This is a genomic window from Microbacterium sp. Cr-K20 (assembly GCF_000708325.1).
In the GTDB taxonomy this organism is placed as follows: domain Bacteria; phylum Actinomycetota; class Actinomycetes; order Actinomycetales; family Microbacteriaceae; genus Microbacterium.
Genome location: NZ_JARE01000050.1, coordinates 272,635 through 296,463 on the forward strand (window position 1 = coordinate 272,635; position 23,829 = coordinate 296,463).

Annotated in this window: 27 protein-coding genes; 12 read left to right on the top strand and 15 right to left on the bottom strand. The window is 68.4% G+C overall.

Translation table 11 applies throughout. From position 1 onward, the window contains the following. Window positions 1–43: 43 nt before the first annotated feature. Entirely contained in the window at window positions 44–742 is a 699-nt protein-coding gene (locus GZ67_RS0112140; RefSeq protein WP_029261760.1) for an energy-coupling factor ABC transporter ATP-binding protein, read from the top strand. Then, window positions 739–1,332, top strand: a complete 594-nt coding sequence (locus GZ67_RS0112145) for an energy-coupling factor transporter transmembrane component T family protein (protein ID WP_029261761.1) — start codon at window positions 739–741, stop codon at window positions 1,330–1,332. The genes GZ67_RS0112140 and GZ67_RS0112145 overlap by 4 nt, the downstream gene beginning before the upstream one ends. A 2-nt stretch (window positions 1,333–1,334) precedes the next feature. Here GZ67_RS0112145 and GZ67_RS0112150 read toward each other — a convergent pair whose 3' ends face one another. The 4 genes from GZ67_RS0112150 to GZ67_RS0112165 all read right to left on the bottom strand — a co-directional run bounded on the left by GZ67_RS0112150 (window position 1,335) and on the right by GZ67_RS0112165 (window position 5,300). Further along, entirely contained in the window at window positions 1,335–2,645 is a 1,311-nt protein-coding gene (locus tag GZ67_RS0112150) for an acyltransferase family protein (RefSeq protein ID WP_029261762.1), read from the bottom strand. 98 nt (window positions 2,646–2,743) lie between these two features. Next, complete coding sequence (locus tag GZ67_RS0112155; protein WP_029261763.1) at window positions 2,744–3,415, bottom strand: response regulator; 672 nt, start codon at window positions 3,413–3,415, stop codon at window positions 2,744–2,746. Beyond that, window positions 3,412–4,677: a sensor histidine kinase gene (locus tag GZ67_RS0112160; protein ID WP_029261764.1), complete on the bottom strand. Its 1,266-nt coding sequence runs from the start codon at window positions 4,675–4,677 to the stop codon at window positions 3,412–3,414. The genes GZ67_RS0112155 and GZ67_RS0112160 overlap by 4 nt, the downstream gene beginning before the upstream one ends. Before the next feature lie 5 nt (window positions 4,678–4,682). Continuing rightward, window positions 4,683–5,300, bottom strand: coding sequence for a DedA family protein (locus GZ67_RS0112165; RefSeq protein ID WP_029261765.1), 618 nt, complete (start codon window positions 5,298–5,300; stop codon window positions 4,683–4,685). Window positions 5,301–5,463: 163 nt separating this feature from the next. Here GZ67_RS0112165 and abc-f point away from each other — a divergent pair, with 163 nt between their 5' ends. The 3 genes from abc-f (at window position 5,464) to GZ67_RS21225 (ending at window position 8,190) form a co-directional block, all read left to right on the top strand. Next, a complete protein-coding gene (gene abc-f / locus GZ67_RS0112170; protein WP_029261766.1) occupies window positions 5,464–7,062 on the top strand; it encodes a ribosomal protection-like ABC-F family protein in 1,599 nt (532 codons plus the stop codon). Between the two features lie 40 nt (window positions 7,063–7,102). Then, window positions 7,103–7,771 (top strand): HAD family hydrolase, encoded by a 669-nt coding sequence (locus tag GZ67_RS0112175; protein WP_081859984.1) that lies wholly within the window; start codon window positions 7,103–7,105, stop codon window positions 7,769–7,771. Window positions 7,772–7,974: 203 nt separating this feature from the next. Continuing rightward, window positions 7,975–8,190 (top strand): pyridoxine 5'-phosphate oxidase C-terminal domain-containing protein, encoded by a 216-nt coding sequence (locus GZ67_RS21225; protein ID WP_231481787.1) that lies wholly within the window; start codon window positions 7,975–7,977, stop codon window positions 8,188–8,190. Window positions 8,191–8,205: 15 nt separating this feature from the next. Here GZ67_RS21225 and GZ67_RS0112185 read toward each other — a convergent pair whose 3' ends face one another. The 4 genes from GZ67_RS0112185 to GZ67_RS20440 are packed head-to-tail and all read right to left on the bottom strand — an operon-like array spanning window position 8,206 to window position 10,273. Further along, a complete protein-coding gene (locus GZ67_RS0112185) occupies window positions 8,206–9,018 on the bottom strand; it encodes an SURF1 family cytochrome oxidase biogenesis protein (RefSeq protein ID WP_029261769.1) in 813 nt (270 codons plus the stop codon). Beyond that, window positions 9,015–9,209 (bottom strand): hypothetical protein, encoded by a 195-nt coding sequence (locus GZ67_RS0112190; protein ID WP_029261770.1) that lies wholly within the window; start codon window positions 9,207–9,209, stop codon window positions 9,015–9,017. Before GZ67_RS0112190 ends, GZ67_RS0112185 begins: the two co-directional genes overlap by 4 nt. Next, window positions 9,206–9,553 carry a DUF3099 domain-containing protein gene (locus tag GZ67_RS0112195; protein ID WP_029261771.1) on the bottom strand — a complete coding sequence of 116 codons (348 nt, stop codon included), beginning with the start codon at window positions 9,551–9,553 and terminating at the stop codon, window positions 9,206–9,208. Before GZ67_RS0112195 ends, GZ67_RS0112190 begins: the two co-directional genes overlap by 4 nt. 51 nt (window positions 9,554–9,604) lie before the next feature. Next, complete coding sequence (locus GZ67_RS20440; RefSeq protein WP_168380838.1) at window positions 9,605–10,273, bottom strand: DUF4190 domain-containing protein; 669 nt, start codon at window positions 10,271–10,273, stop codon at window positions 9,605–9,607. 163 nt (window positions 10,274–10,436) lie between these two features. Here GZ67_RS20440 and GZ67_RS0112210 point away from each other — a divergent pair, with 163 nt between their 5' ends. Continuing rightward, window positions 10,437–11,147: a beta-ketoacyl-ACP reductase gene (locus tag GZ67_RS0112210; RefSeq protein ID WP_029261772.1), complete on the top strand. Its 711-nt coding sequence runs from the start codon at window positions 10,437–10,439 to the stop codon at window positions 11,145–11,147. A gap of 15 nt (window positions 11,148–11,162) precedes the next feature. Here the strand turns inward: GZ67_RS0112210 and GZ67_RS0112215 are convergent, their stop codons facing one another. Genes GZ67_RS0112215 through glgC form a run of 3 tightly spaced genes read right to left on the bottom strand, consistent with a single transcriptional unit; the run spans window position 11,163 to window position 13,826 of the window. Next, window positions 11,163–11,858, bottom strand: coding sequence for an alpha/beta fold hydrolase (locus GZ67_RS0112215; RefSeq protein WP_029261773.1), 696 nt, complete (start codon window positions 11,856–11,858; stop codon window positions 11,163–11,165). Window positions 11,859–11,901: 43 nt separating this feature from the next. Next, a complete protein-coding gene (serB, locus tag GZ67_RS0112220; protein WP_029261774.1) occupies window positions 11,902–12,537 on the bottom strand; it encodes a phosphoserine phosphatase SerB in 636 nt (211 codons plus the stop codon). Between the two features lie 47 nt (window positions 12,538–12,584). After that, entirely contained in the window at window positions 12,585–13,826 is a 1,242-nt protein-coding gene (gene glgC, locus GZ67_RS0112225; protein WP_029261775.1) for a glucose-1-phosphate adenylyltransferase, read from the bottom strand. A 46-nt stretch (window positions 13,827–13,872) separates the two neighbouring features. On the opposite strand from glgC, the gene glgA reads away from it, so the two are divergent. From glgA to GZ67_RS0112240, 3 genes are all read left to right on the top strand, one after another. Beyond that, on the top strand, window positions 13,873–15,057 hold the full coding sequence (glgA, locus tag GZ67_RS0112230) for a glycogen synthase (protein WP_029261776.1): 1,185 nt from the start codon (window positions 13,873–13,875) through the stop codon (window positions 15,055–15,057). A 17-nt stretch (window positions 15,058–15,074) separates the two neighbouring features. Beyond that, the gene (locus GZ67_RS0112235; RefSeq protein ID WP_029261777.1) at window positions 15,075–15,860 is read left to right on the top strand and encodes an ABC transporter ATP-binding protein; all 786 of its coding nucleotides are present in this window, start codon (window positions 15,075–15,077) and stop codon (window positions 15,858–15,860) included. A gap of 91 nt (window positions 15,861–15,951) precedes the next feature. After that, on the top strand, window positions 15,952–16,209 hold the full coding sequence (locus GZ67_RS0112240; RefSeq protein ID WP_028501712.1) for a type B 50S ribosomal protein L31: 258 nt from the start codon (window positions 15,952–15,954) through the stop codon (window positions 16,207–16,209). Between the two features lie 75 nt (window positions 16,210–16,284). Here the strand turns inward: GZ67_RS0112240 and GZ67_RS0112245 are convergent, their stop codons facing one another. From GZ67_RS0112245 to GZ67_RS0112255, 3 genes are read right to left on the bottom strand one after another with little or no spacing between them, the layout of a single operon-like run. Then, window positions 16,285–16,569: a hypothetical protein gene (locus GZ67_RS0112245; protein ID WP_029261778.1), complete on the bottom strand. Its 285-nt coding sequence runs from the start codon at window positions 16,567–16,569 to the stop codon at window positions 16,285–16,287. Window positions 16,570–16,624: 55 nt separating this feature from the next. After that, the gene (locus GZ67_RS0112250; RefSeq protein ID WP_136025771.1) at window positions 16,625–17,878 is read right to left on the bottom strand and encodes an alpha/beta fold hydrolase; all 1,254 of its coding nucleotides are present in this window, start codon (window positions 17,876–17,878) and stop codon (window positions 16,625–16,627) included. Continuing rightward, complete coding sequence (locus GZ67_RS0112255) at window positions 17,875–19,878, bottom strand: DUF262 domain-containing protein (protein WP_029261780.1); 2,004 nt, start codon at window positions 19,876–19,878, stop codon at window positions 17,875–17,877. Before GZ67_RS0112255 ends, GZ67_RS0112250 begins: the two co-directional genes overlap by 4 nt. A 176-nt stretch (window positions 19,879–20,054) precedes the next feature. Between GZ67_RS0112255 and GZ67_RS0112260 the strand changes: the two genes are divergently transcribed. Then, window positions 20,055–20,828 (top strand): hypothetical protein, encoded by a 774-nt coding sequence (locus tag GZ67_RS0112260; RefSeq protein WP_029261781.1) that lies wholly within the window; start codon window positions 20,055–20,057, stop codon window positions 20,826–20,828. Between the two features lie 172 nt (window positions 20,829–21,000). Next, complete coding sequence (locus tag GZ67_RS0112265) at window positions 21,001–21,504, top strand: DUF3145 domain-containing protein (RefSeq protein WP_029261782.1); 504 nt, start codon at window positions 21,001–21,003, stop codon at window positions 21,502–21,504. A 150-nt stretch (window positions 21,505–21,654) separates the two neighbouring features. Here GZ67_RS0112265 and yczR read toward each other — a convergent pair whose 3' ends face one another. Further along, a complete protein-coding gene (gene yczR, locus GZ67_RS0112270; protein WP_029261783.1) occupies window positions 21,655–23,058 on the bottom strand; it encodes a MocR-like transcription factor YczR in 1,404 nt (467 codons plus the stop codon). Between the two features lie 95 nt (window positions 23,059–23,153). Between yczR and yczE the strand changes: the two genes are divergently transcribed. Beyond that, a complete protein-coding gene (gene yczE / locus GZ67_RS0112275; RefSeq protein WP_029261784.1) occupies window positions 23,154–23,819 on the top strand; it encodes a membrane protein YczE in 666 nt (221 codons plus the stop codon). Window positions 23,820–23,829: the final 10 nt, after the last annotated feature.

Genomic DNA, 23,829 nt, shown 5'->3' on the forward strand with positions numbered 1-23,829 from the left:
TCAGGTGAACGGTGTTCAGGAGAAACGCGTCGGAGGGATCCGCATGACACGCACACGAGAGACGGGTGTCGCGACGATCGCCGTGGACGCGGTCTCGGTGGTGCTCGACGGCCGCCCCGTGCTGCGAGAGGTCACCGCCTCGCTGACGGCTCCGACGATCGCGGTGATCGGTGCGAACGGGTCGGGGAAGTCCACGTTCGCCCGGCTGTTGAACGGACTCGTCACTCCGAGCGCCGGCGAGGTGAGGGTGCACGGCCTCGACACGATGCGTGACCGCGCCGCCCTCCGCCGCCGCTTCGGATTCGTGTTCACGAACCCCGATGCGCAGATCCTCATGCCCACCCCGGCCGAAGACATCGCGCTGTCCCTGCGCGGCCGGGCGAAGGCCGAGATCGCCGATCGCGTCAGAGACACCCTCGCCGTGCATGGTCTGGCAGACCACGCAGATGTCCCCGCATCCAGCCTGTCGGGGGGCCAGAAGCAGATGCTCGCCCTGGCCGCAGTGCTGGCCACCGAACCGCAGCTCATCGTCGCGGACGAGCCGACGACACTCCTCGACCTGCGCAACTCCCGACGCATCGGCGACCTGCTCCTGGCGCAGCGGGCCCAGGTCGTCGTGGTGACACATGACCTCGAACTGGCCGCGCGCTGTGAGGCCGCGATGCTGTTCGAAGACGGGCGGGTCACGGCGTCCGGAGAGCCGTCGACCGTGATCGCGGCCTATCGTCGAGCGTGCGGATGATCGCGCTCTACCGTCCCGGAAGCAGCATCCTCCATCGCGCTCCTGCCGGGCTCAAGCTCGCCGCGCTGGCGATCGGAGCACTCGTTCTGTCGCTGTACCCCCACGACGCGGTGAGCATCGCCATCTCGCTCGCGGCGGTCCTCGCGCTGTACGGCATCGGGGGAATGCCCATCCGGGTGCCGTTGCTCGAGATCTGGCGTCTGCGCTGGATCATCGTCGTGCTCGCCGCGGCGCTCGGGGTCTTCGTCTCGCCTCTCGCGGCGTGGGTCGGCACGGGACGCGTCGTGACGATTCTCCTGCTCGCGAGCCTGTTGACGCTCACGACCCGGATGGCGGATCTCGTGGAGGTGCTGCAGGGCATCCTGCGCCCGTTCCAGCGATGGGGAGTCGATCCCGACGCGGTGGCGCTCACGATCTCGCTCACGATCACGACGATCCCCGTGATCGCCGGCTTCGCGGAGCGCGTGCGGGATGCGTCGCGAGCCCGCGACGTGCGGTTGGGCGTGCGCGCCGTGGTGCCCCTGCTCGTTCTCGCCCTCCGACACGCGGACGATGTCGGCGACGCGCTGGCAGCACGGGGCCTGGGCTGACCCTACGCGGGGACGAGCGTGCGCACTCCGACCGGCGGCAGCGGCGTCGTCTGAGACGCGAGTCGGAGCGCCGCGAGGATCAGGGCGACCGCGATCAGAGCGGTCGCGACGGATGTGCCGAGTACCAGGAGCATCAGGACACCGACCAGGCCGCTCAGTGCTCCCGCGACGACGCGGGGTAGCGAACCGGTGGCCTGTGGCGCGGGCTGCGACTCGAACCGGGTGAAGGCCACGGCGACGAGGGCGGTCAGCGCGAGTGCGGTCGCGAGCCAGAGCGGTCGGGCCGCCCACCAGTCCGCGCTGTCGAGCGACGGGAGCGCGACGCCCGTGACGAGGGCGTTCACGGCGGTCGCGCCGGCCATCACCAGCAGGACAGGCATGTGCCAGAGATAGATCGTCATGGTGCGCACCGTCACGAACGCCGTGAATGCCGCCACGCGCGGTCGGCGGCTGAACCGCTCGATGCGTTCGCGGTGCAGGGAGAGCAGGCTGGTGTGTGCGACGCCGACGAGCAGGAGGGCCGCAGTCGGCGGGTTGATGTTGGCGATGAGGTCGGGGGAGTACACCCCGGTGAGGAACGTTGCAACGAGCAGGAGCAGGGCACCGAGGCCCGCGGTGGCCCGGACGCGTCGACTCAGACGCCCGATGCGTCCGTCGGCGACGAAGAACCCCAGCTGCTGCAGCGTCATCCACACGAAGGCGAGGTTCAGGAAGCCGAGGCCCTCGAGCCCGGTCGCGGCGCGCAACACGTCGACGGCGATGGATGCCGCGACGAGAGCACCGATCGTGCGGTAGGGGGCGCGCTCGTGGGCGGCGGCCAATGCGGGAAGCAGCGCCTGGCACAGGAGGAAGACGCCGAGGAACCAGAGCGGCTGACCGTAGCGGAAGCCCGCGGTCGCGATCAGATCGGCGGGTACACCGAAGACCGTGAGCAGCGCGAGCCCGACGCCGACGATGGCGATCGTGAAGACGGCGGGTCGCAGCAGACGATGCAGTCGCCCGGCCACGAACCCGAGGGCGCTCCCGCCGCGCTCCCGCAGCCGACGGTAGGCGAGGAGCCCGGAGAACCCGCCGATGACGAAGAACAGCGGCATCACCTGGAGGAGCCAACTCAGCGGTGCGATCCACCCGGTACCGTCGCTGGCGTTCTCGAACACGGGGCCGGCCGCGTCGACGGTGACGCCCACCATGATCGAGTGGAGCAGGACCACGCCGAGGACGCAGAGCGCCCGGACGAAGTCGATACCGGTGTCACGGGACGCGCGTTGCGGAGGCGCGATGATGCCGGCAGTGGGTGCCTGGACGGTGGTCATGAGTCCTCCTCGGGAGCGGTGTCCCAGGAGACTATGGATGCCGTGTCCGCGGATGCATCACCCTCGGGTGCCGTTACGACCCCCTACGACGGGGTGAGTCAGGCGGACGGCTCGACCAGCCCGGTGTCGTAGGCGAGGATCACCGCATGCACGCGGTCGCGGAGGTTCAGCTTGGCGAGTACCTTGCCGACATGGGTCTTGACGGTCTGCTCCGCGATGAAGAGGTCGGCCGCGATCTCGGTGTTCGAGCGGCCCTTCCCGATCAGCACCAGCACCTCCCGCTCGCGGTCGGTGAGCTCGGCGAGCGCAGTGGCCGAGCGAGGTGCACGGGGCCTGCGGCCGGCGAACTGCTCGATGATTCGTCGGGTCACGCTCGGCGCGAGGAGCGCATCCCCGTTCGCGACGACGCGCACCGCGTGCACGAGCTCCTCGGGGAGTGCGTCCTTCAGCAGGAACCCGCTGGCTCCGGCCTCCAGCGCGTCGTACACGTAGTCGTCGATGTCGAAGGTGGTGAGCATCAGGATCCGGGGGACATGCGCGGCGGGGTACGACGGGCCGAGAATCCGCCGGGTGGCTTCGATCCCGTCGAGTTCGGGCATGCGCACGTCCATCAGGATCACGTCGGGATCCAGACGCGCCGCCAGGGCGACGGCTTCAGCGCCGTTCGCCGCCTGCCCGGACACCCGAATGCCCTCGTGGGCATCGAGGAGAGCGGCGAAACCCGCACGGACCATGGCCTGATCGTCGGCGATGAGGACGCTGATCGTCACGGGGTCTCCTTGTCGAGAGAAGCGGCTGCGCCCGCATCGGAACCGTCCGCATCCAGGGGGAGCACGGCCTCCACGTCCCAGCCGCCATCGGATGAGGGGCCGGCCGAAAGGCTGCCGCCCAGGATCTCGGCGCGTTCGCGCATCCCGCGCAGGCCGTAGCCCCCGCCGGGGCCGTCGGGCGTACGGGGCGGTGCGCCGTTGTGCACACGGATGCGGATGCTGCGGGCCTCGGCACGCAGCTGCACGGCGATGCGGGCACCGGGCGCATGCCGCACGGCGTTGCTGAGCGCCTCCTGGACGATGCGGAACGCGGCGATCTGCACCGAGGGTGTCGCGGCTGCTGCGGCCTCGCCGCCCTCGAGCACGAGTCCGACCTCGACCCCCGCGCGGCGGATGGTGTCGACCAGCGCCGGGATGTCGTCGATGCCCTGTTGGGGAGCGAGCTCGGCGGTCTGGTCTTCGGTGCGGAGCACCCCGAGCATCCGCCGCATCTCGGCCAGCGAGCCGCGGGCGGTCGCAGCGATGTCGTCGAACTCGGCTGTCGCCGCGTCGTTGAGCGCGGGAATGCGATATTTGGCGGTCGACGCCTGCACCTGGATCACGGACATGCTGTGTGCGACCACGTCGTGCAGCTCGCGCGCGATCCGCGTGCGTTCCTCGACGAGCGCGCGCCGGGCCTCCTCGAGCGCGCTGTGCTCCTTCTCGCGCGTCAGCTCGGCAGCGACCCGGACCCTCCCGGCGACGAGCGCCGCGATGAGGTACACCGCGGATGCCACCGCTGTCGTGACGATGAGGTCGGCCGTGGCGCTGGCGGATGACTCCGGTGTGGCCACCATGTCGGGGCGGAGCACCGGCGCCAGAAGCGATGCGATCGCGCCGAGGATCAGCGCGAAGGCACCGAGCCGTGCGCCATGGAGGAATGTGACCACCCCGACGAACAGGGCGAAGGTCAGGAGGGCGGGGACGGACCAGGGCCACGGCGACTGGATCGCGAGTTCCGGCACGACCGTGAGTGGCAGGGTGAGTGCTCCCACGGTGAACAAGCCGATCGCCCAGACCGGGCGGCTGATCGCGAGCACAGGCGAGACGCACAGCGCCGCGCCGAGGATGAACGACAGAGGCAGCGGCGTGCCGGACAGGACGGTCTGGAGCGGGACGAGGATCGCGTACAACGCCACGACCGCCGCACCCAGCGCCCCGAGGGCGAAGGTGCGACGGCTGATCCGTTGGCGCAGCGGTGTGCGCTGTCGGCGGCGTGCCATGACTGTCATCCTGCCAGTTGCGGCGCGAGAGCGCGGCGGCGCCGGGCCGCGGCGATGCGGTCGATCGTGAAGCCGATCACGAGCGCGATGACGATGCCGAGACCGGCGCTCAGCAGCGGCTGGTCCTTGATCCAGGCGCCGGCGAGCAGGCCGATCGCCAGGCTGAAGACGCTCCAGCTGGCACCGGCGATCAGACTCAGGGGCAGGAAACGCCGCCACGGGAACCCGAGAGCCCCGGCGGACATGTTGACCGCGACGCGTCCGACCGGGATGTAGCGGGCGCCGAGGATGAGGGTGGCGCTGCGCCGATCGAGCGCCTGCTGCGCGTAGGCGAATGTCGCCGCCACACGGGGGCGTCTCATCCAGGCGAAGCGCGTGGTGCCGAGCCGTCGGCCGATCACGAAGGCGATGTTGTCGCCGATCGCCGCGCCGATCGCGGCGACCGCACCGAGGAGAAGCAGATTCCCGTCGCCGGTGGACGCGGCGACGGCCGCGGCCGCCACGAGCACCGTCTCGCTCGGCACCGGGGGGAAGAAGCCGTCGATCACGGTGACCGTGAACAGGACCAGGTACAGCCAGGGCGAGGCGATGGCCTGCATGATGAGCTCGTTGAGGATGTCCACTCCTGCACGCTATGCAGCGCGTACGCGGGCGGTCATCCCTCTGGGGTATCGCGGGCCTCACTCTCCGGGCTGATCTTGCTGACCGCCGCTCCCGGCCATGGCGCTTATACTGGGAGGCTGGCCGATCGGCCGAACACCCTCCCTGAAAGAACGGACGTCCGCTGTGCTTGCCGTGCACGACCTCGAGATCCGCGTTGGCGCGCGCCTGCTGATGGAGAACGTCTCGTTCCGCGTCGCCGACGGAGACAAGATCGGACTCGTCGGCCGCAACGGGGCCGGGAAGACCACGCTCACCAAGGTGCTCGCCGGTGATGTCCTGCCCTCCGGCGGCAGCGTGACACGGTCCGGCGAGCTCGGCTACCTTCCGCAGGACCCGCGTTCCGGAAACCCCGAAGACCTGGCGCGCACGCGCATCCTCGATGCCCGCGGACTCGGGCAGCTGAACCTCGGGATGACCGAGGCGGCACTCGCGATGGGCTCGGACGACCCCGCCGTCGCCGACAAGGCGATGAAGCGCTACGCCCGCCTGACCGAGCAGTTCGAGGCCCAGGGCGGCTACGCCGCGGAGGCCGAGGCGGCGTCGATCGCGAACAACCTGTCGCTTCCCGACCGGATCCTGGATCAGCCGTTGTCGACGCTCTCCGGTGGTCAGCGTCGCCGCATCGAGCTCGCCCGTATCCTCTTCTCCGATGCTCAGACGATGATCCTCGACGAGCCCACCAACCACCTCGACGCCGACAGCGTCGTGTGGCTCCGCGAGTTCCTCAAGGGGTACAAGGGCGGCCTGATCGTCATCAGCCACGATGTCGAGCTCGTCGGCGAGACCGTCAACCGCGTGTTCTACCTCGACGCGAACCGCCAGATCATCGACACGTACAACATGAACTGGAAGAACTACCTGCGCCAGCGGGTGGCCGACGAGGAGCGTCGCAAGAAGGAGCGCGCCAACGCCGAGAAGAAGGCCACGACCCTGCAGTTGCAGGCGGCACGCTTTGGCGCGAAGGCATCCAAGGCGGCTGCGGCGCACCAGATGATCGCGCGCGCCGAGAAGCTGCTCGCCGGACTCGACGAGGTCCGCCAGGAAGACCGGGTCGCGAAGCTGCGCTTCCCGAAGCCGGCGCCCTGCGGCAAGACGCCGATGATGGCGTCCGGACTCTCGAAATCGTACGGATCGCTCGAGATCTTCACCGATGTCGACCTCGCCATCGACCGCGGCTCCAAGGTCGTGGTGCTCGGCCTCAACGGTGCGGGCAAGACCACGCTGCTGCGGATGCTCGCGGGTGTGGACCAGCCCGACACCGGACAGCTCGAGCCGGGGCACGGCCTCAAGGTCGGCTACTACGCGCAGGAGCACGAGAACCTCGACGTGAACCGTTCGGTGCTCGAGAACATGGTCTCGGCCGCACCGCACATCACCGAGACCGAGGCGCGCAAGGTGCTGGGTTCGTTCCTGTTCACCGGCGACGACGTGCTGAAGCCCGCGGGAGTCCTCTCCGGTGGAGAGAAGACGCGTCTTTCGCTCGCGACTCTCGTCGTCTCCTCGGCGAACCTGCTGCTGCTCGACGAGCCGACCAACAACCTCGACCCCGCCTCGCGCGAGGAGATCCTCGGCGCCCTCGCGCACTACGAGGGTGCTGTCGTCCTCGTCTCCCACGATCCCGGTGCCGTGCAGTCGCTCAACCCGGAGCGCGTGCTCATCCTGCCCGACGGAGTCGAAGACATCTGGAGCCAGGAGTACCAGGACCTCATCGAGCTCGCCTGAGGCGCGCACGCATGTCGGCGGCCCGTTGTAGCGTGACGGCATGGATCTCGCTCATATCCGTGCCGTGTGCTGGGACTGGAACGGCACGCTGCTCGATGACGTGGAGATCTGCCGCGAGGTGATGAACGCCGTGCTCGAGGAACACGCGCTCGATCCGCTGGTCGATGAGCACGCGTATCGATCGGTCTTCCGATTCCCGATCCGAGACTTCTACGGCTCCGTCGGGCTCGGTGACGACAGGTTCGTGTCCGCCGCGACGGCCTACCTCGACCTGCTCGCGGTGCGCGTCGGAGAGGCGCAGCTCCACCCCGATGCGCGTGCGACGCTCGCGGCGCTCCGCGAACGCGGCCTCCGTCAGGTGCTCGCCTCGGCGACCCTTCCCGATGCGCTCGCGCGGCAGATGGCCCCGCACGATCTGGTCGATGCGTTCGAAGATGTGCTGTCGATCGACGACCCGTATCGGGCGTCGAAGCACGACGTCATCGCGCGGTGGCTGTCGAGATCCGGCCTCCGGCCGAGCACTGTGCTCGTCATCGGTGACACCAATCACGACCGGGAGATCGCGGCCGATCTCGGCACCGAGTTCGTCCATTTCGACGGCGGGCATCAGAACTGGTCCGGTGACACGCGTCGGATCGCGACGCTCGGCGAACTGCTCGACGTGCTGCCCCCGATCGCCGATCATCCCGAGCTGAGGGAACTCGCCTGAGCCTTCCGACGTGCCGTCGTTGAGCCCATGGCATAGTCGGGAGCATGTCCACAGAGCGGGGTCTCCTTTCGTCAGAGGTCAGTCGGTGGCTGCGTGCTCAGCCCGCGCTCACCGGTGCGGCGTCTCCTCTCGTACGCGCTGACCTTCCTGGCGATCCGGTCTCACTCTTCCTCGACTGGATCGGGAAGGCTGCCACCGCAGGCATGCCCGAGCCACACGTCGCCACCCTGGCGACAGTGGACGAAGACGGCATGCCGGATGCGCGCTCACGGATCCTCAGGGGCGTCGACGAGCGCGGATGGGCCTTCCGGAATCGGGTCGAATTCTGGCAGGGATCCCCGGACCGTGATCACACGCGGATCGTCTACGAGCGCACGGATGCCGGCTGGGCACGCACGGTGACGCCCTGGACGGGCTGACACCACACGAGTCGGTCAGCGGACGCCGAGCAGCTCGTCTTCGACGTCGGCGTCGTGATCCTTGCGCCGTGGAGTCTTCACGGGTGTCGGGACGCCCTCGACGTCCTCACGGTGCTTCACGATCTCGGTCCGGATGATGTAGCCGATGAAGATGAAGCCCATGAGGGCGAACAGGATCCATTGGATCGCGTAGGAGAGATGCGGGCCCGGGTCGTCGGTGGGGGAGTCGAAGCCACCCAGCGCGCCGGCGCCGGCCGGCTCTTCGGTCACGACGCGGCCGTAGGCGCTGGTGATCACATCTCCGTCGGTCAGCGCGGCGATGGAGGGCAGATGAATGGTCGGCACCTGACCTTCCGGTGCGCCGCGGCCTGATGCGGGCAGCTGTTCCCCGGGCCGCAGGCGCACCGTGACCTCGGCCTCGCCCTCCGGCGGGGACGGCACAGAGTCGGGCTCCGCACCCTCGCCCGGCGCCACCCAGCCGCGATCGACGATGAACACGCGACCATCAGCGTCGCGGAACGGCACCAGCACCTCGAAGGCGCTCGTACCGCCGTGCGGTCGGTTGCGCACGAGCAGCTGCTGGTCGGCCAGGTACTCGCCCTGCAGCGTCACCGGGCGCCACTCGTCGGAGGGGTCGAGGGCACCGTCAGCGCCGATGACGTCGGCCAGGGGCACGGGATCCGCGTCGTAGTTCTGCTCGACGAGTTCGATCTGGGCGGCACGAGTCTCGTTGCGCTCGAACTGCCAGTTCGACAGGAAGACGCACGCGATGGCGAAGCCGATTGCGATGAGCACGTACACCGCCCACCTGGTCAGACGGCGACTCATGCGGGAACACCGTCGCGGACGGTCACCGGGAAGTCCCGTGCGGCCAGGTAGTCGCGGAGGAAGTCCACGTGCTCGTCACACGCCAGCCACACCTTCTCGCGATCGGCGGCGTGGATGCGGGGGTTGCGCCACACCACTTGTCTGGTCGCCGCGCTCCGGCAGCCGGCGCGCGAGCACTCGAGGTCAGTCATCGGTCTTTCGGGCCTTCGTGGATCGTGAACACCTGCGGGGCCGGAGCTTCGGTCTCGATCGGAGCAGGTCGAGGGGTGTCGAGCTCGCGCACCGGAGACTCGGCTGTGGCCTCAGTGCTGTCGCTTCCGGCGTTCGCGAAGACGACCGCGATGTAGGGCAGTACGGCGGCCGCGATCCCGAAGACCCACGTGTACCAGCCGTACGGCTGCACGAGCACCATGAGCCCGAAGCACACGATGCGGATGGTCATCGTCAAGGCATAACGGCGCACACGATGATCAGCCTCATCCCGCGGAGACTGCGGCAGTGAGGTGACGGCCGGGACTTGACGCGCGTTCTTCACGATGTCTCAAGCCTACGCCGGTGCAGCCCTCTCGGCGTGCCGTTCGGCGACTCAGCTCGAGAACAGGAACGGCAGGGTGAACACCCCGACGAACAGGAAGCTGATGATGGTGCTGACGATCGTGAACGCACCGATCGCGACCACCGCATAGCCGAGGATGAGACCGGCGATGGCGAGCCCACGCCCGCCGACTCCGGGTTGGCGCTTGATCTGTCCGAGCGCCATGTGCCCCGTGATGACGGCCGCGATCGAAGCCAGCACCGGGATGATGGCCCAGATCAGGACGAGCCCGGCGATGCCGCAGATGAGTGAGGTGACAGCCAGCGGACTGGTGGGGCGAGACGCGGCGGCGGGATACCCCGCGCTCGGGTAGGCGCCGTAACCGGATGGAGAGGCAGGCGGGGCGTAGCCGGGCTGTACCGGAGGTGTGGCGTAGCCGGGCTGAGAGGCGGGCGCGGCATAGTCGGCTGGGGAGGCATGACCGGGCGGTGCGGGCGGTGGAGCGTATCCCGGCTGCGGTGCCGCGGCCGGCTGCGCGCCGTAGGCCGGGTATGCCGGAGGCGCATAGGTCGGCGCGGCTCCCGGGTGGCTCTGCGTCGGCTGCGGACCGGGCCGTACCGGCTCGGCGGGAAGCGCCGGCGTGGCCGTGGGGGCGACGGGCGGAGGAGGCGGTGTCAACGGCGGCTCGCCACCGGGAGAGGGGATGCGGTTGTCGCTCACGATGAAGCCTTTCGTCTCGATCAGGGTTCCAGCAGCGTCCCCGTCTGTCAAACACCAGGATGCAGCCGACCCGGCACGCGGGCGCAGCCGGCAGCGGCATGGTCGATAGGATCGATGACGGCCCGGGACCGCGGGCCGACCGGCCAGATCAGGAGTGTCCCCCATGAGTGCTGAGCGCGTCGTCCTCGTCACCGGCGGCAATCGCGGCATCGGCCGCGCCATCGCAGAGCGCTTCGTGCGCGACGGGTACCGGGTCGCCGTCACCGCCCGCAGCGGCGAAGGACCGGAGGGCACGCTCACCGTCCGTGCGGACGTGACGGATGCCGCGGCTCTCGACGCCGCGTTCACCGAGGTGGAGCAGCAGCTCGGCCCGGTCGAGATCGTCGTCGCGAACGCCGGCATCACGAAGGACACGCTGCTCCTGCGCATGAGCGAGGACGACTTCGACAGCGTGGTCGCGACGAACCTCGGAGGCACCTTCCGTGTCGTCAAGCGCGCCTCCAAGGGCATGCTCCGCGCACGTTTCGGTCGCATCATCCTGATCTCGAGCGTCGTGGGGCTCTACGGTTCCGCGGGGCAGGTCAACTACTCCGCGTCGAAGAGCGCGCTCGTCGGGTTCGCCCGCTCGATCACCCGCGAACTCGGCGCGCGGGGGATCACCGCCAACGTCGTCGCCCCGGGCTTCATCGAGACCGACATGACGGCCGAGCTCCCGGAAGAGACGCAGAAGCAGTACAAGGCGAACATCCCGGCCGGACGATTCGCCACTCCCGACGAGGTCGCGGGCGTCGTGACCTGGCTCGCAGGCGACGATGCCGGCTACATATCTGGTGCGGTCATCCCCGTCGACGGTGGTCTCGGCATGGGGCACTGACCCTACGCCGTTCGATCAGCGCGAGATCGCTGCGGTGAGGAGTTCGCCGAGGCGATCCGGCACGGTGAACTGCGGCCAGTGGGCGGAGCCGATCCGGATGACCTCCGCATCCTCGATCGCGCGGTACTCCTCGCCGAATGGGCCCCACTGGTCGATCAGCCCCTCGAACGTCGCCTGGTCCAGATCGCCCATGAGCAGTGTGACGGGCACTCGATAGCGCGCGGGGTCGGTGAGGGCGATGCCGTCGGTCGGCACGCGTGCGGGGACGCTCGACGTGAGCGGCGCTGTGCGTGCGCGTGTGGCCTCGTCGAGGTCGTGCACGTCTTCATCCTCGAAGAAGTCCCAGCCGGGGAACGGAACGACCCCGTCGACGATCGGGAACTCGCTGATCCCGTTTCCGGGCGGAGGAGGGACGGTGTCGACGAAGATCACTCGGCTCACGCGGTCGGGGCGCGCATCGGCGACACCCCATGCGACGTTGCCACCTCCGCTGTGTCCGACGACCACGACATCGCCGTCGACCTCATCGACTGCGGCGACCGCGGCGTCGACCCAGTCCGCGATGCCGACATCGGAGGTGGCGGCCGCGGGTTCGCCGAGCCCTGGCATGGTGAGGGCGTGCACGCGGTGCCCTGCCCGTTCGAGAGCGGGGATCACGTCGTTCCAGCTCGCGGCGTCGAGCCAGAGCCCGGGGATGAGGATGATGTCCATGAGCCGACGCTAGCTGCGGCGACCGACATTCACCAGGTCTCGGCTACGGGAGCAGCGCGATGACCTCGGACAGATCCTGCGGTCCGATGACGAGGCTCGCGGCTTCGCGAACCGCGGGCTTCGCGTTGAAGGCGAGGCCGAGTCCGGCGACCGCCATCATCTGCAGGTCGTTCGCGCCGTCGCCGATCGCGATCGTCGCGTGCGACGGTACGCCGAGCTCGGCCGCCCATTCCTGGAGCGAGGTGGCCTTGACCGCGCCGTCGACGATGTCGCCGTCGACACGACCGGCGAGCTCCCCATCGGCGATTTCGAGGCGATTGGCGCGCCACCGGTCGACTCCGAGCCCCGGCGCGATGTGGTCGAGGATCTCGTGGAACCCCCCGGACACGACTCCGACGACACCGCCGCGGTCGTGGACGGCGGCGGTGAGATCGCGCACTCCGGGCGTGGGTTCGATCCGTGCACGTACCCGCTCGAATGCCGAGACCGGCACGCCCTGAAGGGCCGCGACCCGGGAACGAAGGCTCGTGGAGAAGTCGACTTCGCCGCGCATGGCCGCCTCCGTGGCCGCCTGCACCTCCGCGCGGCGCCCGGCCTCGTCGGCGAGCAGCTCGATCACCTCGTTGCGGATCAGGGTGGAGTCGGCATCGAGGACGACGAGGAAGCGCGCAGCGGTCACCCGTCGAGCCTATCGATCACCTGGCGTGCCGATGCGCCATGACGGCGTCAGCGCTCGATGAAAACGCCCTTGCCGACGACGGTGATGCCGGACTCCGTCACGGTGAAACCCCGTGCGAGGTCCCGCTCGCGATCGACGCCCACCGTAGCCCCGTCGGCCAGCACCACGTTCTTGTCGAGGATCGCCCGATGGATGCGCGCGCCCTGCCCCACCTGGACGTGGTCGAAGACCACCGAGTCCGTGATGGTCGAGCCGCCGCCGGCGAGCGTCCAGGGGCCGACCACACTGCGTTCCAGATGGGTGCCGGACAGGACCGATCCGAGCGAGACGATCGAGTCGATCGCATTCCCGATGCGCCCGACCGAGTCCCGCACGAACTTCGCGGGCGGCGAGTTGACCGCTTGCGAGTGGATCGGCCACTCCATGTTGTAGAGGTTGAACACGGGCAGGGTCGAGATCAGGTCGCGGTGCGCGTCGAAGAACGAGTCGATCGTCCCCACGTCCCGCCAGTAGGAACGATCGCGCGGGGAGGAGCCGGGCACGTCGTTCTGCTTCATGTCGTAGTAACCGGCCTCGCCGCGGTCGACGAAGTACGGGACGATGTCGCCGCCCATGTCGTGCCCGGAGGTCGGCGACTCGCCGTCGGCCTCGACGGCGGCGATGAGTGCGTCGGCGTCGAAGATGTAGTTCCCCATCGAGGCGAGCACCTCGTGCGGCGAATCCTCGAGGCCGGCGATGTCGGTCGGCTTCTCCAAGAACTGCTTGATGCGCCCGGACTCGGCATCGGCATCGATCACCCCGAACTGCGAAGCCAGGGCGAGGGGCTGGCGGATCCCGGCGACGGTCGCCTTCGCACCGGATTCGATGTGGGCCTCCAGCATCTGCCGGAAGTCCATCCGGTACACGTGGTCGGCGCCGATGACCACGACGATGTCGGGCTTCTCATCGTTGATCAGGTTCATGCTCTGCAGGATCGCGTCGGCGGATCCCGAGAACCATCGCTTGCCGAGTCGCTGCTGCGCGGGGACCGAGGTCACGTACGAGTCGAGGAGCGCCGACATCCGCCAGGTCTGCGAGATGTGCCGGTCGAGGCTGTGCGACTTGTACTGCGTCAGCACGACGATCTGCCGCAGGCCGGAGTTGATGAGGTTCGAGATGGCGAAATCGATCAGGCGATACTGTCCGCCGAACGGCACTGCGGGTTTCGCGCGATCCGCCGTGAGCGGCATGAGGCGCTTGCCCTCGCCGCCGGCGAGGATGATCCCGAAGACCTTCTTTGGAGCGGACATGGCTCCACCATAGATGCGTTCCCGGCCGCTGTACTAGCGTTCAGACATGCGAGTCGAAATGATCACGAAGGAGTACCCGCCCGAGGTCTACGGCGGTGCCGGAGTGCATGTGGCGGAACTCGTCGCCGCGCTTCGAGAGCACGTCGACGTGCGGGTGCGTGCGTTCGGGGCGACCCGCGACGAACCCGGTACCTTCGCCTATCGCACGCCCGCGGAACTCACTGGAGCGAACCCCGCGCTGCAGACGCTGGGGACAGACCTCGAGATCGTCGCCGCCATCGCCGACGCCGACCTCGTCCACAGTCACACCTGGTACGCGAACTTCGCCGGCCACCTGGCCTCGCAGCTTCACGGCATCCCGCACGTTCTCACCGCGCACAGCCTGGAGCCCCTCCGCCCCTGGAAGGCCGAGCAGCTGGGTGGCGGGTACGCGATCTCCAGTGGCATCGAGCGACTCGCCTACGAGAACGCCGCCGCGGTGATCGCGGTGAGCGCCGGCATGCGCGCCGACATCCTCCGCAGCTATCCGCAGGTGGATCCTGCGAAGGTCCGCGTGATCCACAACGGCATCGACGTCGAACGCTGGCGCCCGGTGCAGGACGCGGCATTCCTCCAGTCGATCGGAATGGATCCGGCACGTCCCTCCGTCGTGTTCGTCGGCCGGATCACGCGGCAGAAGGGTCTGCCGTATCTGCTGCAGGCCGCCCGACTCCTGCCGCCCGAGGTGCAGCTCGTCCTGTGCGCCGGCGCCCCGGACACTCCGGAGATCATGGCCGAGGTGCAACAGGGAGTGCGGCTTCTGCAGGAGACGCGTGAAGGCGTCATCTGGGTGGAGCGGATGCTGCCGCGCGATGAGTTGTCGGCGATCCTCACCGCGGCGACGACCTTCGTCTGTCCCTCCGTCTACGAACCTCTCGGGATCGTGAACCTCGAGGCGATGGCCTGCGGCGCTGCGGTCGTCGGCACCGCGACCGGGGGCATCCCCGAGGTCGTGTCCAACGGCGTCACGGGTCGGCTCGTACCGATCGAACAGCTGCAGGACGGCACCGGCACGCCGGTGGATCCGGAGCGCTACGTGGCGGACCTGGCCGCCGTGCTCACCGAGGTCGCCATGGATCCGGAGCGCGCGCGGGCCTACGGTGAGGCCGGACGCGAGCGCGCGCGGGACGACTTCAGCTGGGCCGCGATCGCGGAGACGACGCGCGCGCTCTACGCGGAGCTCACCGCCTGAGCCGATAGGCTGGAACCATGCCGAGCGCTCTGGAATTCACCGACGTCGTCGTGCGCCGTGAAGGACGCAACATCATCGATCACGTGACCTGGGAGGTCGACGACGATCAGCGATGGGTGATCCTCGGACCGAACGGGGCGGGCAAGACCACCCTCCTGCAGCTGGCCGACACCCTCATGCACCCGACCTCGGGCACCGTGACCGTGCTGGGCGAGACTCTGGGCCGCACCGACGTGTTCGAGGTGCGCCCGCGCATCGGGTTCGCCTCGTCCGCGATGGCCAAGCGCGTTCCCCGCGACGAGACGGTGCTCAACACCGTGCTCACCGCTGCATACTCGGTGCTCGGTCGCTGGAACGAGAACTACGAGGACATCGATGAGCGCCGCGCGCTCCGCGTCCTCGCCGACTGGCGCCTCGACCACCTGGCGGACCGCACGTTCGGCACGCTGAGCGATGGCGAGCAGAAGCGCGTGCAGATCGCGCGCGCCGTGATGACCGATCCCGAGCTGCTGCTGCTGGACGAGCCGACCGCCTCGCTCGATCTCGGATCGCGAGAAGAGCTGCTGGCGCTGCTCAGCGGGTACGCTTCCTCGCCGACGACGCCGGCGATGCTGATGGTGACGCACCACGTCGAGGAGATCCCGGTGGGTTTCACGCACGTGATGCTGATTCGCGACGGCGCGATCGTCGCGGCCGGACCGATCGCCGAGACGCTCACGGCCGAGGCGCTCACCGACACGTTCGGCATGCCCATCGTGCTCAGCAGCGAAGACGGCCGCTACGCCGCCCGCGCAGCATCCTGATCCAGGTCTGATAGAATCGATCCTTGGTGCTCTCCGCACCGCAGACTTCCCTCGTCCCTGGCACAATCCAGGGCAGCAACTAAGGAATCCCATGAAGACTGACATTCACCCCGAGTACAAGGCTGTCGTGTTCCGCGACCTGGGCTCGGGCGAGACGTTCCTCACCCGTTCGACCGTGACCGGCGACAAGACCATCGAGCTGGACGGCGTGGAGTACCCCGTCATCGATGTCGAGATCTCGTCCGCGTCGCACCCGTTCTACACGGGCAAGCAGCGCATCATGGACTCGGCCGGCCGCGTCGAGAAGTTCAACCAGCGCTTCAAGGGCTTCGGCGGCTCGTCCAAGTAACGACTGCCACGAAGAAGGCCCCATGCTCCGCGGAGCGTGGGGCCTTCTTCGTTCCTCGAGGGTTCTGCGACAGTCTCAGACGTCGATGACGATACGGCCGGAGTCGATGCGGCTCGGCGGGTCGCCTGGCGAGGGCGCCGGTGCCGTCCGCTGCGTCTGCCGGTCGCGTTCCTGGTTCGCCTCATGGGCAGTGGGCGACCAGACGCTGTCGAAGACGCCGACGAGGCCGCCGTTGGCGACGTGCTCGTACTTCTCCTCGACCGGCTTCCGCGAGAAGGTGTGCATCATCCCGAAGATCAGCAGAGCGGGGCCCATGCCCAGCACGATGATCACGGTCGCCCACGCCATCACGTCCTTCATGACTTCAGGATAGGCGTGACGGAGAAGAGCGGCATCCTCCTCGAGGCGGAGATCCTCAGCGCAGGCGGCGGCCCTGCGCCAGGTCGATGAGGCGCGACAGCACGGGACCCGAGCGCAGCCCGTTGTGCTCGTGCTCGCTGGTCACCCACAGCTTCACGCCGGGTAGCAGGCGTGCTGTCTCGAGTGAGAACTCCATCGGGACGTACACGTCGTCGACATAGACGGCGGCGGCGCCCGTAGCCCCGGACGCGGCGATCGCCTCGGCGTCGTAGATGCTCGGCCATACGTACTCCGCGAGCGCGAGGGTGACGTCACGCCAGGGGCGGAAGGCGGGAACCGTCTCGGTCCAGTCGCGCCGGATGTGCTCGCCCGTGAAGAGCGTCGGGTCGTCGCGGAAGTCGGAGGGCTCTGTGCGTTCGGCCGACCATCGGGTGGCGTGGCCGTCGGCGTAGCTGGACTCGTGGAACGCGAAATACAGCGGATTGCGGCCGTCGAACGGCATCGCGTGCATCAGGTCGTGCCGGAAGGCATTGGAGGAAGGGTCACGCTCGAGCAACGACCAGACGGTCTGCCAGCCGTCGTTCGTGCCGAGGGCCGAGCCCATCGATCGCAACCGCGATCGGGACACGACCTCGCCGTCGGGGAGGACGATGTCGCCGGCGTCTGCCAGATCGACGAGTCGCCGCATGGCGTCGCGGTGCTCCGGGAACCGACGGTAGTAACGCTCGGATGTCGTGCGCATCTTCTCGTAGCAGAGCGCGTACACATCATCGGGGTGGCGCCCGATCGTGCTGAGTCCGCCCGTGATGAAGACGTCCTGCAGCGAGGACGCGTCCGTCGAGAGGTAGGCCAGCGTCGTGAAGCCGCCGAAGGACTGCCCGAGCACGCTCCAGGTGGCAGCTCCCAGGTGTTCGCGGATCGCCTCGCAGTCGCGCACGATCGAGTCGGCGCGCAGGTGGGTCAGGTGCTCGGCCACGGCCTCGGCGCCGCGGGCGAGATCGTGATCGCCGACCGGGGTCGATTGCCCGGTTCCGCGCTGGTCGAGGAGTACGAGACGGTAGTGGGCGAGAGCTTCATCCAGCCAGGCCGGCGACGTCGAAGAATGGAACGGGCGGGGAGCTTCGTGCCCTGGTCCGCCCTGTAGGAAGACCAGGAAGGGGAGGGTCTCACCGCCTTCGCGGGCGACCACGCGCGCGAAGATGTCGATGGTGCGGGAGTCGGCGGGATCGCCCCATACGAGAGGGACGGTGAGCGTGTGCTCTTCGACGGTGAGATCCAGCAGCTTGCGGACGACGGTGGTCATGATCACATCACATTCCCGATGTAGGAGTACTTGACGAAGACCTCCGAGGCGATGCCCGACTCCTCGAGCACCCCCTGCACAGCGGTCATCATGTAATTGGAGTCCCAGCCCATGTAGAGGAAGTGGGATTCGTCGAGCTCGTCCCACTGCCCCCTCCACGCCATGCCCTGGTAGATCGGCCCGCCGTGGGCGGCACAGTAGGCGAGGGCAGCGGCCCTCGTGTCGGTCCACGCGCGTCGGAAGACCCGGTTGAAGAGGTACTTCACGTCGGGGACCTCCCAGCGCTCACCGCGGTACTCGACGTAGTCGAACTCGCGTTCCCAGCCGGTCGGCCAGCCGCGACGGCGCACGGCATCCAGGATCGGGGTCAGGCCGTCGTCGTCGATCTCCGGCAGTGCCGGTCGCGCCCAGATGCGGATCAGGTCGGCGGTGAGGGCGACCGTGCGCTGGGTGATGGCGGCCGTGTTCCACGTCGGGACCTCGGCCAGCTCGCGGGTCGCCGGCACCGCGCTGCGGGCATACGCCTCATCTCGCTTGACGGGGAAGGCGGCGCCGAACACGCGCTCGGTCAACGGCTGCTCGAGCAGGGTCAGGTTGCCGAGAGTCGGGGCGAGCGCGCGATGGCTGTTCTGTTCGTCCTCGGAGTACTCGTTCCAGGGGCGTTCTCCGTCTCCCGACCAGGCGTCGCCGGGGACAGTGGGCACGATGTGCTCCACGTCGAACCCGTCGACGTCGCCGACGCCTTCCAGGCGACCGAGCACGTACGCGGGGTGGGGGAGCTCGCTGTACTTCAGTACCGCGCTCACACGCTCGTCGGAGGGGGTGATCCGCGCGAAGGCGCGTGCGAGCGAATCGCGACCTTCCCGGCGTGCGCGGCAGAGCCTGGCGATCAGCCTCTCGGCCGGAAGGTTGACCAGCGCGCGGCGGAGGTACAGCGACTGGATCCACTCCAGCGTTTGGAGGAGTTCGGCGCGGTCGATGACGCCCCGCGCGTGATCGCTGTACACGCTCAGCACGAGGGGATACGACGAGCGCCCGAAGGTGTTGACGTGCCGCAGCTGCTGCGCGATCTCCGGGTCTTTCTCCCGTGAGGGATCGAGGAGGATGCCGTATACCTCTGCGTAGTGCCGCCACTCTTCCGCGTCTGCCTGCAGGTGGGTGACGTCGACGCGGGGGAAGGACTGCCGGAACGCGCTGTACACGCCGTGCTCGCCGTTCGCCGCCACCTCGCGGCCGGTGACGAGCACGAGGTAGTGCCGCCAGAACGCGCCGATGGCCTCACCGGTGTGATGCTCGATCGGCACCCAGAACCGGGCTTCGACGTCGACCTGCTCCGCGTGGCTGAGCCCCATCAGGATGTAGTTGTGGATGAGCTCGTGGTCGCGCAGCGGCTCGCCCGTGGAGTTCAGGCTCTCGAAGATCTGCTGGGCGTTCGCCTGGGCTCCGAGGGTGATCGACACGTGCTCGAGCTTCTGCAGCCCACGCCAGATGAGGGGAACCTCGTCAACGTGGATCTGACTGCGGAAGAAGGCGTAGTTGTCGTCGAAGCGGGATTCGCGGTCCGCGTCGTCGCGGCGGTCGAGCACGACGGACTCGTACAACTCGGCCCACGCATCGTGCGGGCGCAGCTTGGTGCGGCCGCGGTCGTCCGAGCGTACGAGCACGCGTTCCAACGAGGCGGCCAGAGCGGCATCGGTGTCGCGGATCGCATGGTGCAGCGCGGCGACCAGCAGCATCAGCGTGGTGATGCGCTGCTGGCCGTCGATGAGGATCAGGTCGGAATCGGTCGACGTGCCGTCTTCGGCGGAGAGGATCGAGCCGATGAAGTGGCGGTGGGCGTCGTCCTCCCGCGCGACGGCGCGGATGTCGGAGAGGAGACGCTCGCACCCGCCGATGTCCCAGCGGTACTGCCGCTGATACACGGGGACGACGATGGTGGTGGTGCCCGCCGCGAGCCACTCGATCGTGTTGACTGCTGTCGCCTCGACGTTGGTCGCGGTGCTCATACTGGTGTCTCGTCCTCCCGTAGCGACGGGTGCCGAGGACTCGCCGGGCGCCCCGATCAGTCTATTCGGTTATCCACGGCCGACCTCCGAAGGGCTCGCGGGCTTCGCTGTTAGGCTTGCCTTATCAGGGCCTGTTAAAACGTGCTGGCCCCCGATGAAAGGAACATGACTCGATCATGGGTTACATCAAGTCCGCTGCCCTCGAGGAAAAGGGATTCGTCGTCCTCGACAGCTACAACCAGGAGCTCGACCCCAAGGAATGGCTCGACATCGAGTACAACGACTGGAAGTCGTCGGGTGACACCCGCTTCGCGCCGCTCGCCAGTGCCTTCGGCGACATCGAGTGCAACGGCTTCTGGAACCACAAGCCGCCGCGCACCGACAAGGACGGCGTCTGGATCGATTCGCAGACCGAGAAGGCTCCGAACCTGACGCGTCGCGCGCAGGAGCCCGGCGCCAACGTCGGCCGGTGCCGCGTGATCGAGCTGCAGCCGACCCCCTACGGCGAGTGCCTCTACAACCTGCACCAGGACGACAACAACCGTCTGAACCCCGACGGTACCGGCTGGGTGGTCCGCGGCTTCTTCAACCTGACGGACGACAAGGACAGCTACTTCGTCCTGCGCGAGAACCGCACCGACCCGAGCATCGAGTACCGCATCGCTCTTCCGGCCGGCGCGCAGCTCATCGTCGACACTCAGCGCCTGTGGCACGCGGCCACGCACAACGGCACCGAGCCGCGCTACTGCCTCATCACGTCGTGGACCTCGGGCCCCGAGCTCGACGCCTACATCGAGAAGTACAACGGCACTGACGATGTCCCCAACTACGAGGTCGACCAGGAGACGCTGGAGTTCGGCTACGCGGAGCAGGCGCGCAAGGACGCTGCACGTGCGGCGTACTACGCGGCGAAGGGCCAGCAGGTCAAGCAGGCCATGAGCGAGGCCTGATCCTCTTCTGAGCACTGCGAAGGCCCCGGTCCCTGTGACCGGGGCCTTCGTCGTCGAATCACATGCTTGTGATTTCAGGAGATCTCGGCGAGAATGGGCCCACAACCGCATATTCTCGCCACTTCGTGGTTCAGGTCGTTGGGGAAGACGCACCTGATGAAACGGAGAGATCATGGCGACGGCTTACTCACGCGGAGTGGTGTTCATCCACTCTGCGCCTCGCGCGCTCTGCCCACACCTCGAATGGGCGGTGGGTCGCGCTATCGGGCGTGCGGTGAATTTCGACTGGACCGCGCAGCCCGTCCTCGAGGGTGCCCGGCGGGCCGAGTTCTACTGGGATGGCCCTGTCGGCACGGGTGCTGCTCTCGCGACGTCCATCCGCGGGTGGGAGCATCTGCGGTTCGAGGTGACCGAGGACCCCACTCCGCGCAGCGACGGCGGACGCTGGCTGCACACTCCCGACTTGGGCATCCATTACGCCCAGACGGATGCCGCCGGCAATATCGTCATCGGCGAGGACCGGATCCGCTACGCCATGGAGATCGCCGCGGGCAGTGCGATCGAGTTGCAGCGCGAGCTGGACATCGCGCTCGGGTCCGCCTGGGACGAGGAACTGGAGCCGTTCCGGCACGCGAGCGACGACGCCAGAGTCGTCTGGCTCCACAAGGTCGGCTAGCCGACACCACAGACCGGGAGCGGGGGAGGCGTGAGTATCGGATGCCGGTGAATCATCCCGGACGCTGAGAAGACGTATCCCCGCTCCGCACGACGAGGACCCCGCCCCGAAAAGAGGCGGGGTCCTCGTCGTGCAGAGGTGGCTCGCCGGTCAGATGACGGCGGTGTGCTGCAGCTCGTGGGTGCGCGAGTGCGCGCCGCCGCGCACGTCTTCCCAGGCGGGAGCCAGTCGTTGCATGGCTTCGGTCGTCCGCTCCGGCGGGAGAGTGATGGGGATGCGCAGTCGACGTTCGAGCACGCCGCCGGTCGTGAAGCGGGGGCCCGGCGGCAAGACGAGACCATGCTCTCGCGCCGCCAGGGAGAGGGAGGTGGAGAGCGGCGCCCCGATGTCGATCCAGGCCGAGAGGCCGCCGGGCGTAGACGGCATCCGGAACCCGGCGATCCCGGAGACGCCGCGCTCGACCGCGTCGCGCCCTGCGCGCAACCTGCGGCGAACGTGAGACGTCAACGCCGGCATGTCGTCCAACAGCTCCACGGCGATGCACTGCTCCAGCAGGGCGGTGCCCAGCTCGAAGGAGGGGCGCACGGCGAGCAGTCGCGCGATCACAGAGCGCTCCGCGCGGATCCAGCCGATGCGCATACCGCCCCAGGCGATCTTCGACATCGATCCGACGGTGATGACATTCGGTCCGCTCGCAGCCATCGGTGCAGGCGTCCATCCGCGGTCGATGTCGAGTTCTGCGGTCGTCTCGTCGACGATGAGGTGGGTGCCGACGTTCCGAGCCGTCGTCACGATCCTCGAGCGCTCGTCATCGGGAAGCGTCGCGCCGGTGGGGTTGTGGAAGTCGGGGATGAGGTAGGCGATGTGCGGACGCGACCCGAGAAGCGTCTCGTTCAGATGCCGGGTGTCCCAGCCGTCGACGTCGACGGGCGTGGGCACCGGTCGGTATCCGTGCCGGTGCAGCGCTTCGAGCGCGTGGGGGAACGTCGGCTGCTCGACCAGTGCCTTCTCGCCGCGACGTCCGATGGCCGTGAGGATCAGGTTCACGGCGTTGAGCGCCCCCGACGTGATGATGATCTCGTCGGCGGAGGTCGGTGCTCCGCGATCGCGGAACCGCTGGGCGACGGCTTCACGGAGCTCAGGGAGCCCGCGGAGCGAATACCCGCTGGTGCCGCGCAGGGCCGCGAGGCGGGGAAGGGAGCGGACTGTCGCGTCGTACAGGCCGGGTGTCGAATCCATCGAGGCGATCGAGAGGTCGATGGCGTCGTCGTCGGCGTCCGCGCCCGCCGCGGTGCGACCGTGCGGCAGCGTGACCCGGGTGCTTCCTCCGTGCAGGCGGGAGACGTAGCCGTCGGCCTCCAGTAGGCCGTAGGTGCGGGTGATCGTCGAGCGTGATCGGCGCAGTTCGAGCGCGAGCGCCCGCTCACTCGGCAGACGCTCGCCGACCGTGAGGCGGCCATCGAGGATCAGCGCCCTGATGCTGTCGGCCAGCGCCGTCCCCGTCGCTCCTGCGACGTTGTCCGCTCCGAGCTGTTCGACGAGCCGTGATCCCATGCCTCCAGCATGACGCAAAGTGGACTGATATGCGCAGGCCACTTTGCGGCGAGTGGCTTCGCATCGGACCGTGGTCCACGGGCCAGAGTAGGAGGATGTTCCTCCGTTCTCTGTTCCTCCCCATAGCCGCCACCAGCCGGCGTGACCTCGTCGAACGGCTCGTGCAGCTTCTCGTCGGTCTGTTCCTCTACGGTGTGGCACTCGGCTTCATGGTACGAGGCGGCATCGGTGTGGCGCCGTGGGATGTTCTGGCGCTGGGCCTGGCGGGGCAGACAGGCGTCGGATACGGAGTCATGACCGTGCTCGTCTCGATCGTCGTGCTGCTGCTGTGGATCCCGCTGCGTCAGCGGGTGGGGCTCGGCACGGTGCTGAACGCGCTCCTGGTCGGCCCGAGCGCCGATCTGGCGCTCTTCCTGATCCCGCAGCCCTCTTCGGTGTGGATCGGTGCCCCCATGTTCGTCTTCGGGCTCCTGCTCCTCGCCTTCGCGACGGGCCTCTACATCGCTGCAGACTTCGGGCCTGGGCCGCGCGATGGCCTGATGACGGGGCTGGTCCGCCGCACCGGATGGGCGGTGTGGCTCGTCCGCACCCTGATCGAGGGAAGTGTGCTGCTCGTCGGCTTCCTCCTCGGCGGCCCGGTGGGCGTCGGAACGGTGCTCTTCGCCTTCGGAGTCGGTCCGCTGATCGGGTGGTTCCTGCCCCGCATCACGCGCATCCGTGAAGCCCGTTCGCGTCAGCTCGGGGCACTGCGCGCCGTCTGAGCGGCTTCGG

Excerpts from the sequence above, each read along its gene's own strand:
- GZ67_RS0112140 (WP_029261760.1), top strand. The coding sequence starts at position 44 with ATGACACGCACACGAGAGACGGGTGTCGCGACGATCGCCGTGGACGCG.
- GZ67_RS0112145 (WP_029261761.1), top strand. The coding sequence starts at position 739 with ATGATCGCGCTCTACCGTCCCGGAAGCAGCATCCTCCATCGCGCTCCT.
- GZ67_RS0112150 (WP_029261762.1), bottom strand. The coding sequence starts at position 2,645 with ATGACCACCGTCCAGGCACCCACTGCCGGCATCATCGCGCCTCCGCAA.
- GZ67_RS0112160 (WP_029261764.1), bottom strand. The coding sequence starts at position 4,677 with ATGGCACGCCGCCGACAGCGCACACCGCTGCGCCAACGGATCAGCCGT.
- GZ67_RS0112175 (WP_081859984.1), top strand. The coding sequence starts at position 7,103 with ATGGATCTCGCTCATATCCGTGCCGTGTGCTGGGACTGGAACGGCACG.
- GZ67_RS21225 (WP_231481787.1), top strand. The coding sequence starts at position 7,975 with ATGCCCGAGCCACACGTCGCCACCCTGGCGACAGTGGACGAAGACGGC.
- GZ67_RS0112185 (WP_029261769.1), bottom strand. The coding sequence starts at position 9,018 with ATGAGTCGCCGTCTGACCAGGTGGGCGGTGTACGTGCTCATCGCAATC.
- GZ67_RS0112190 (WP_029261770.1), bottom strand. The coding sequence starts at position 9,209 with ATGACTGACCTCGAGTGCTCGCGCGCCGGCTGCCGGAGCGCGGCGACC.
- GZ67_RS0112210 (WP_029261772.1), top strand. The coding sequence starts at position 10,437 with ATGAGTGCTGAGCGCGTCGTCCTCGTCACCGGCGGCAATCGCGGCATC.
- GZ67_RS0112215 (WP_029261773.1), bottom strand. The coding sequence starts at position 11,858 with ATGGACATCATCCTCATCCCCGGGCTCTGGCTCGACGCCGCGAGCTGG.
- glgC (WP_029261775.1), bottom strand. The coding sequence starts at position 13,826 with ATGTCCGCTCCAAAGAAGGTCTTCGGGATCATCCTCGCCGGCGGCGAG.
- glgA (WP_029261776.1), top strand. The coding sequence starts at position 13,873 with ATGCGAGTCGAAATGATCACGAAGGAGTACCCGCCCGAGGTCTACGGC.
- GZ67_RS0112235 (WP_029261777.1), top strand. The coding sequence starts at position 15,075 with ATGCCGAGCGCTCTGGAATTCACCGACGTCGTCGTGCGCCGTGAAGGA.
- GZ67_RS0112240 (WP_028501712.1), top strand. The coding sequence starts at position 15,952 with ATGAAGACTGACATTCACCCCGAGTACAAGGCTGTCGTGTTCCGCGAC.
- GZ67_RS0112245 (WP_029261778.1), bottom strand. The coding sequence starts at position 16,569 with ATGAAGGACGTGATGGCGTGGGCGACCGTGATCATCGTGCTGGGCATG.
- GZ67_RS0112255 (WP_029261780.1), bottom strand. The coding sequence starts at position 19,878 with ATGAGCACCGCGACCAACGTCGAGGCGACAGCAGTCAACACGATCGAG.
- GZ67_RS0112260 (WP_029261781.1), top strand. The coding sequence starts at position 20,055 with ATGGGTTACATCAAGTCCGCTGCCCTCGAGGAAAAGGGATTCGTCGTC.
- GZ67_RS0112265 (WP_029261782.1), top strand. The coding sequence starts at position 21,001 with ATGGCGACGGCTTACTCACGCGGAGTGGTGTTCATCCACTCTGCGCCT.
- yczR (WP_029261783.1), bottom strand. The coding sequence starts at position 23,058 with ATGGGATCACGGCTCGTCGAACAGCTCGGAGCGGACAACGTCGCAGGA.
- yczE (WP_029261784.1), top strand. The coding sequence starts at position 23,154 with ATGTTCCTCCGTTCTCTGTTCCTCCCCATAGCCGCCACCAGCCGGCGT.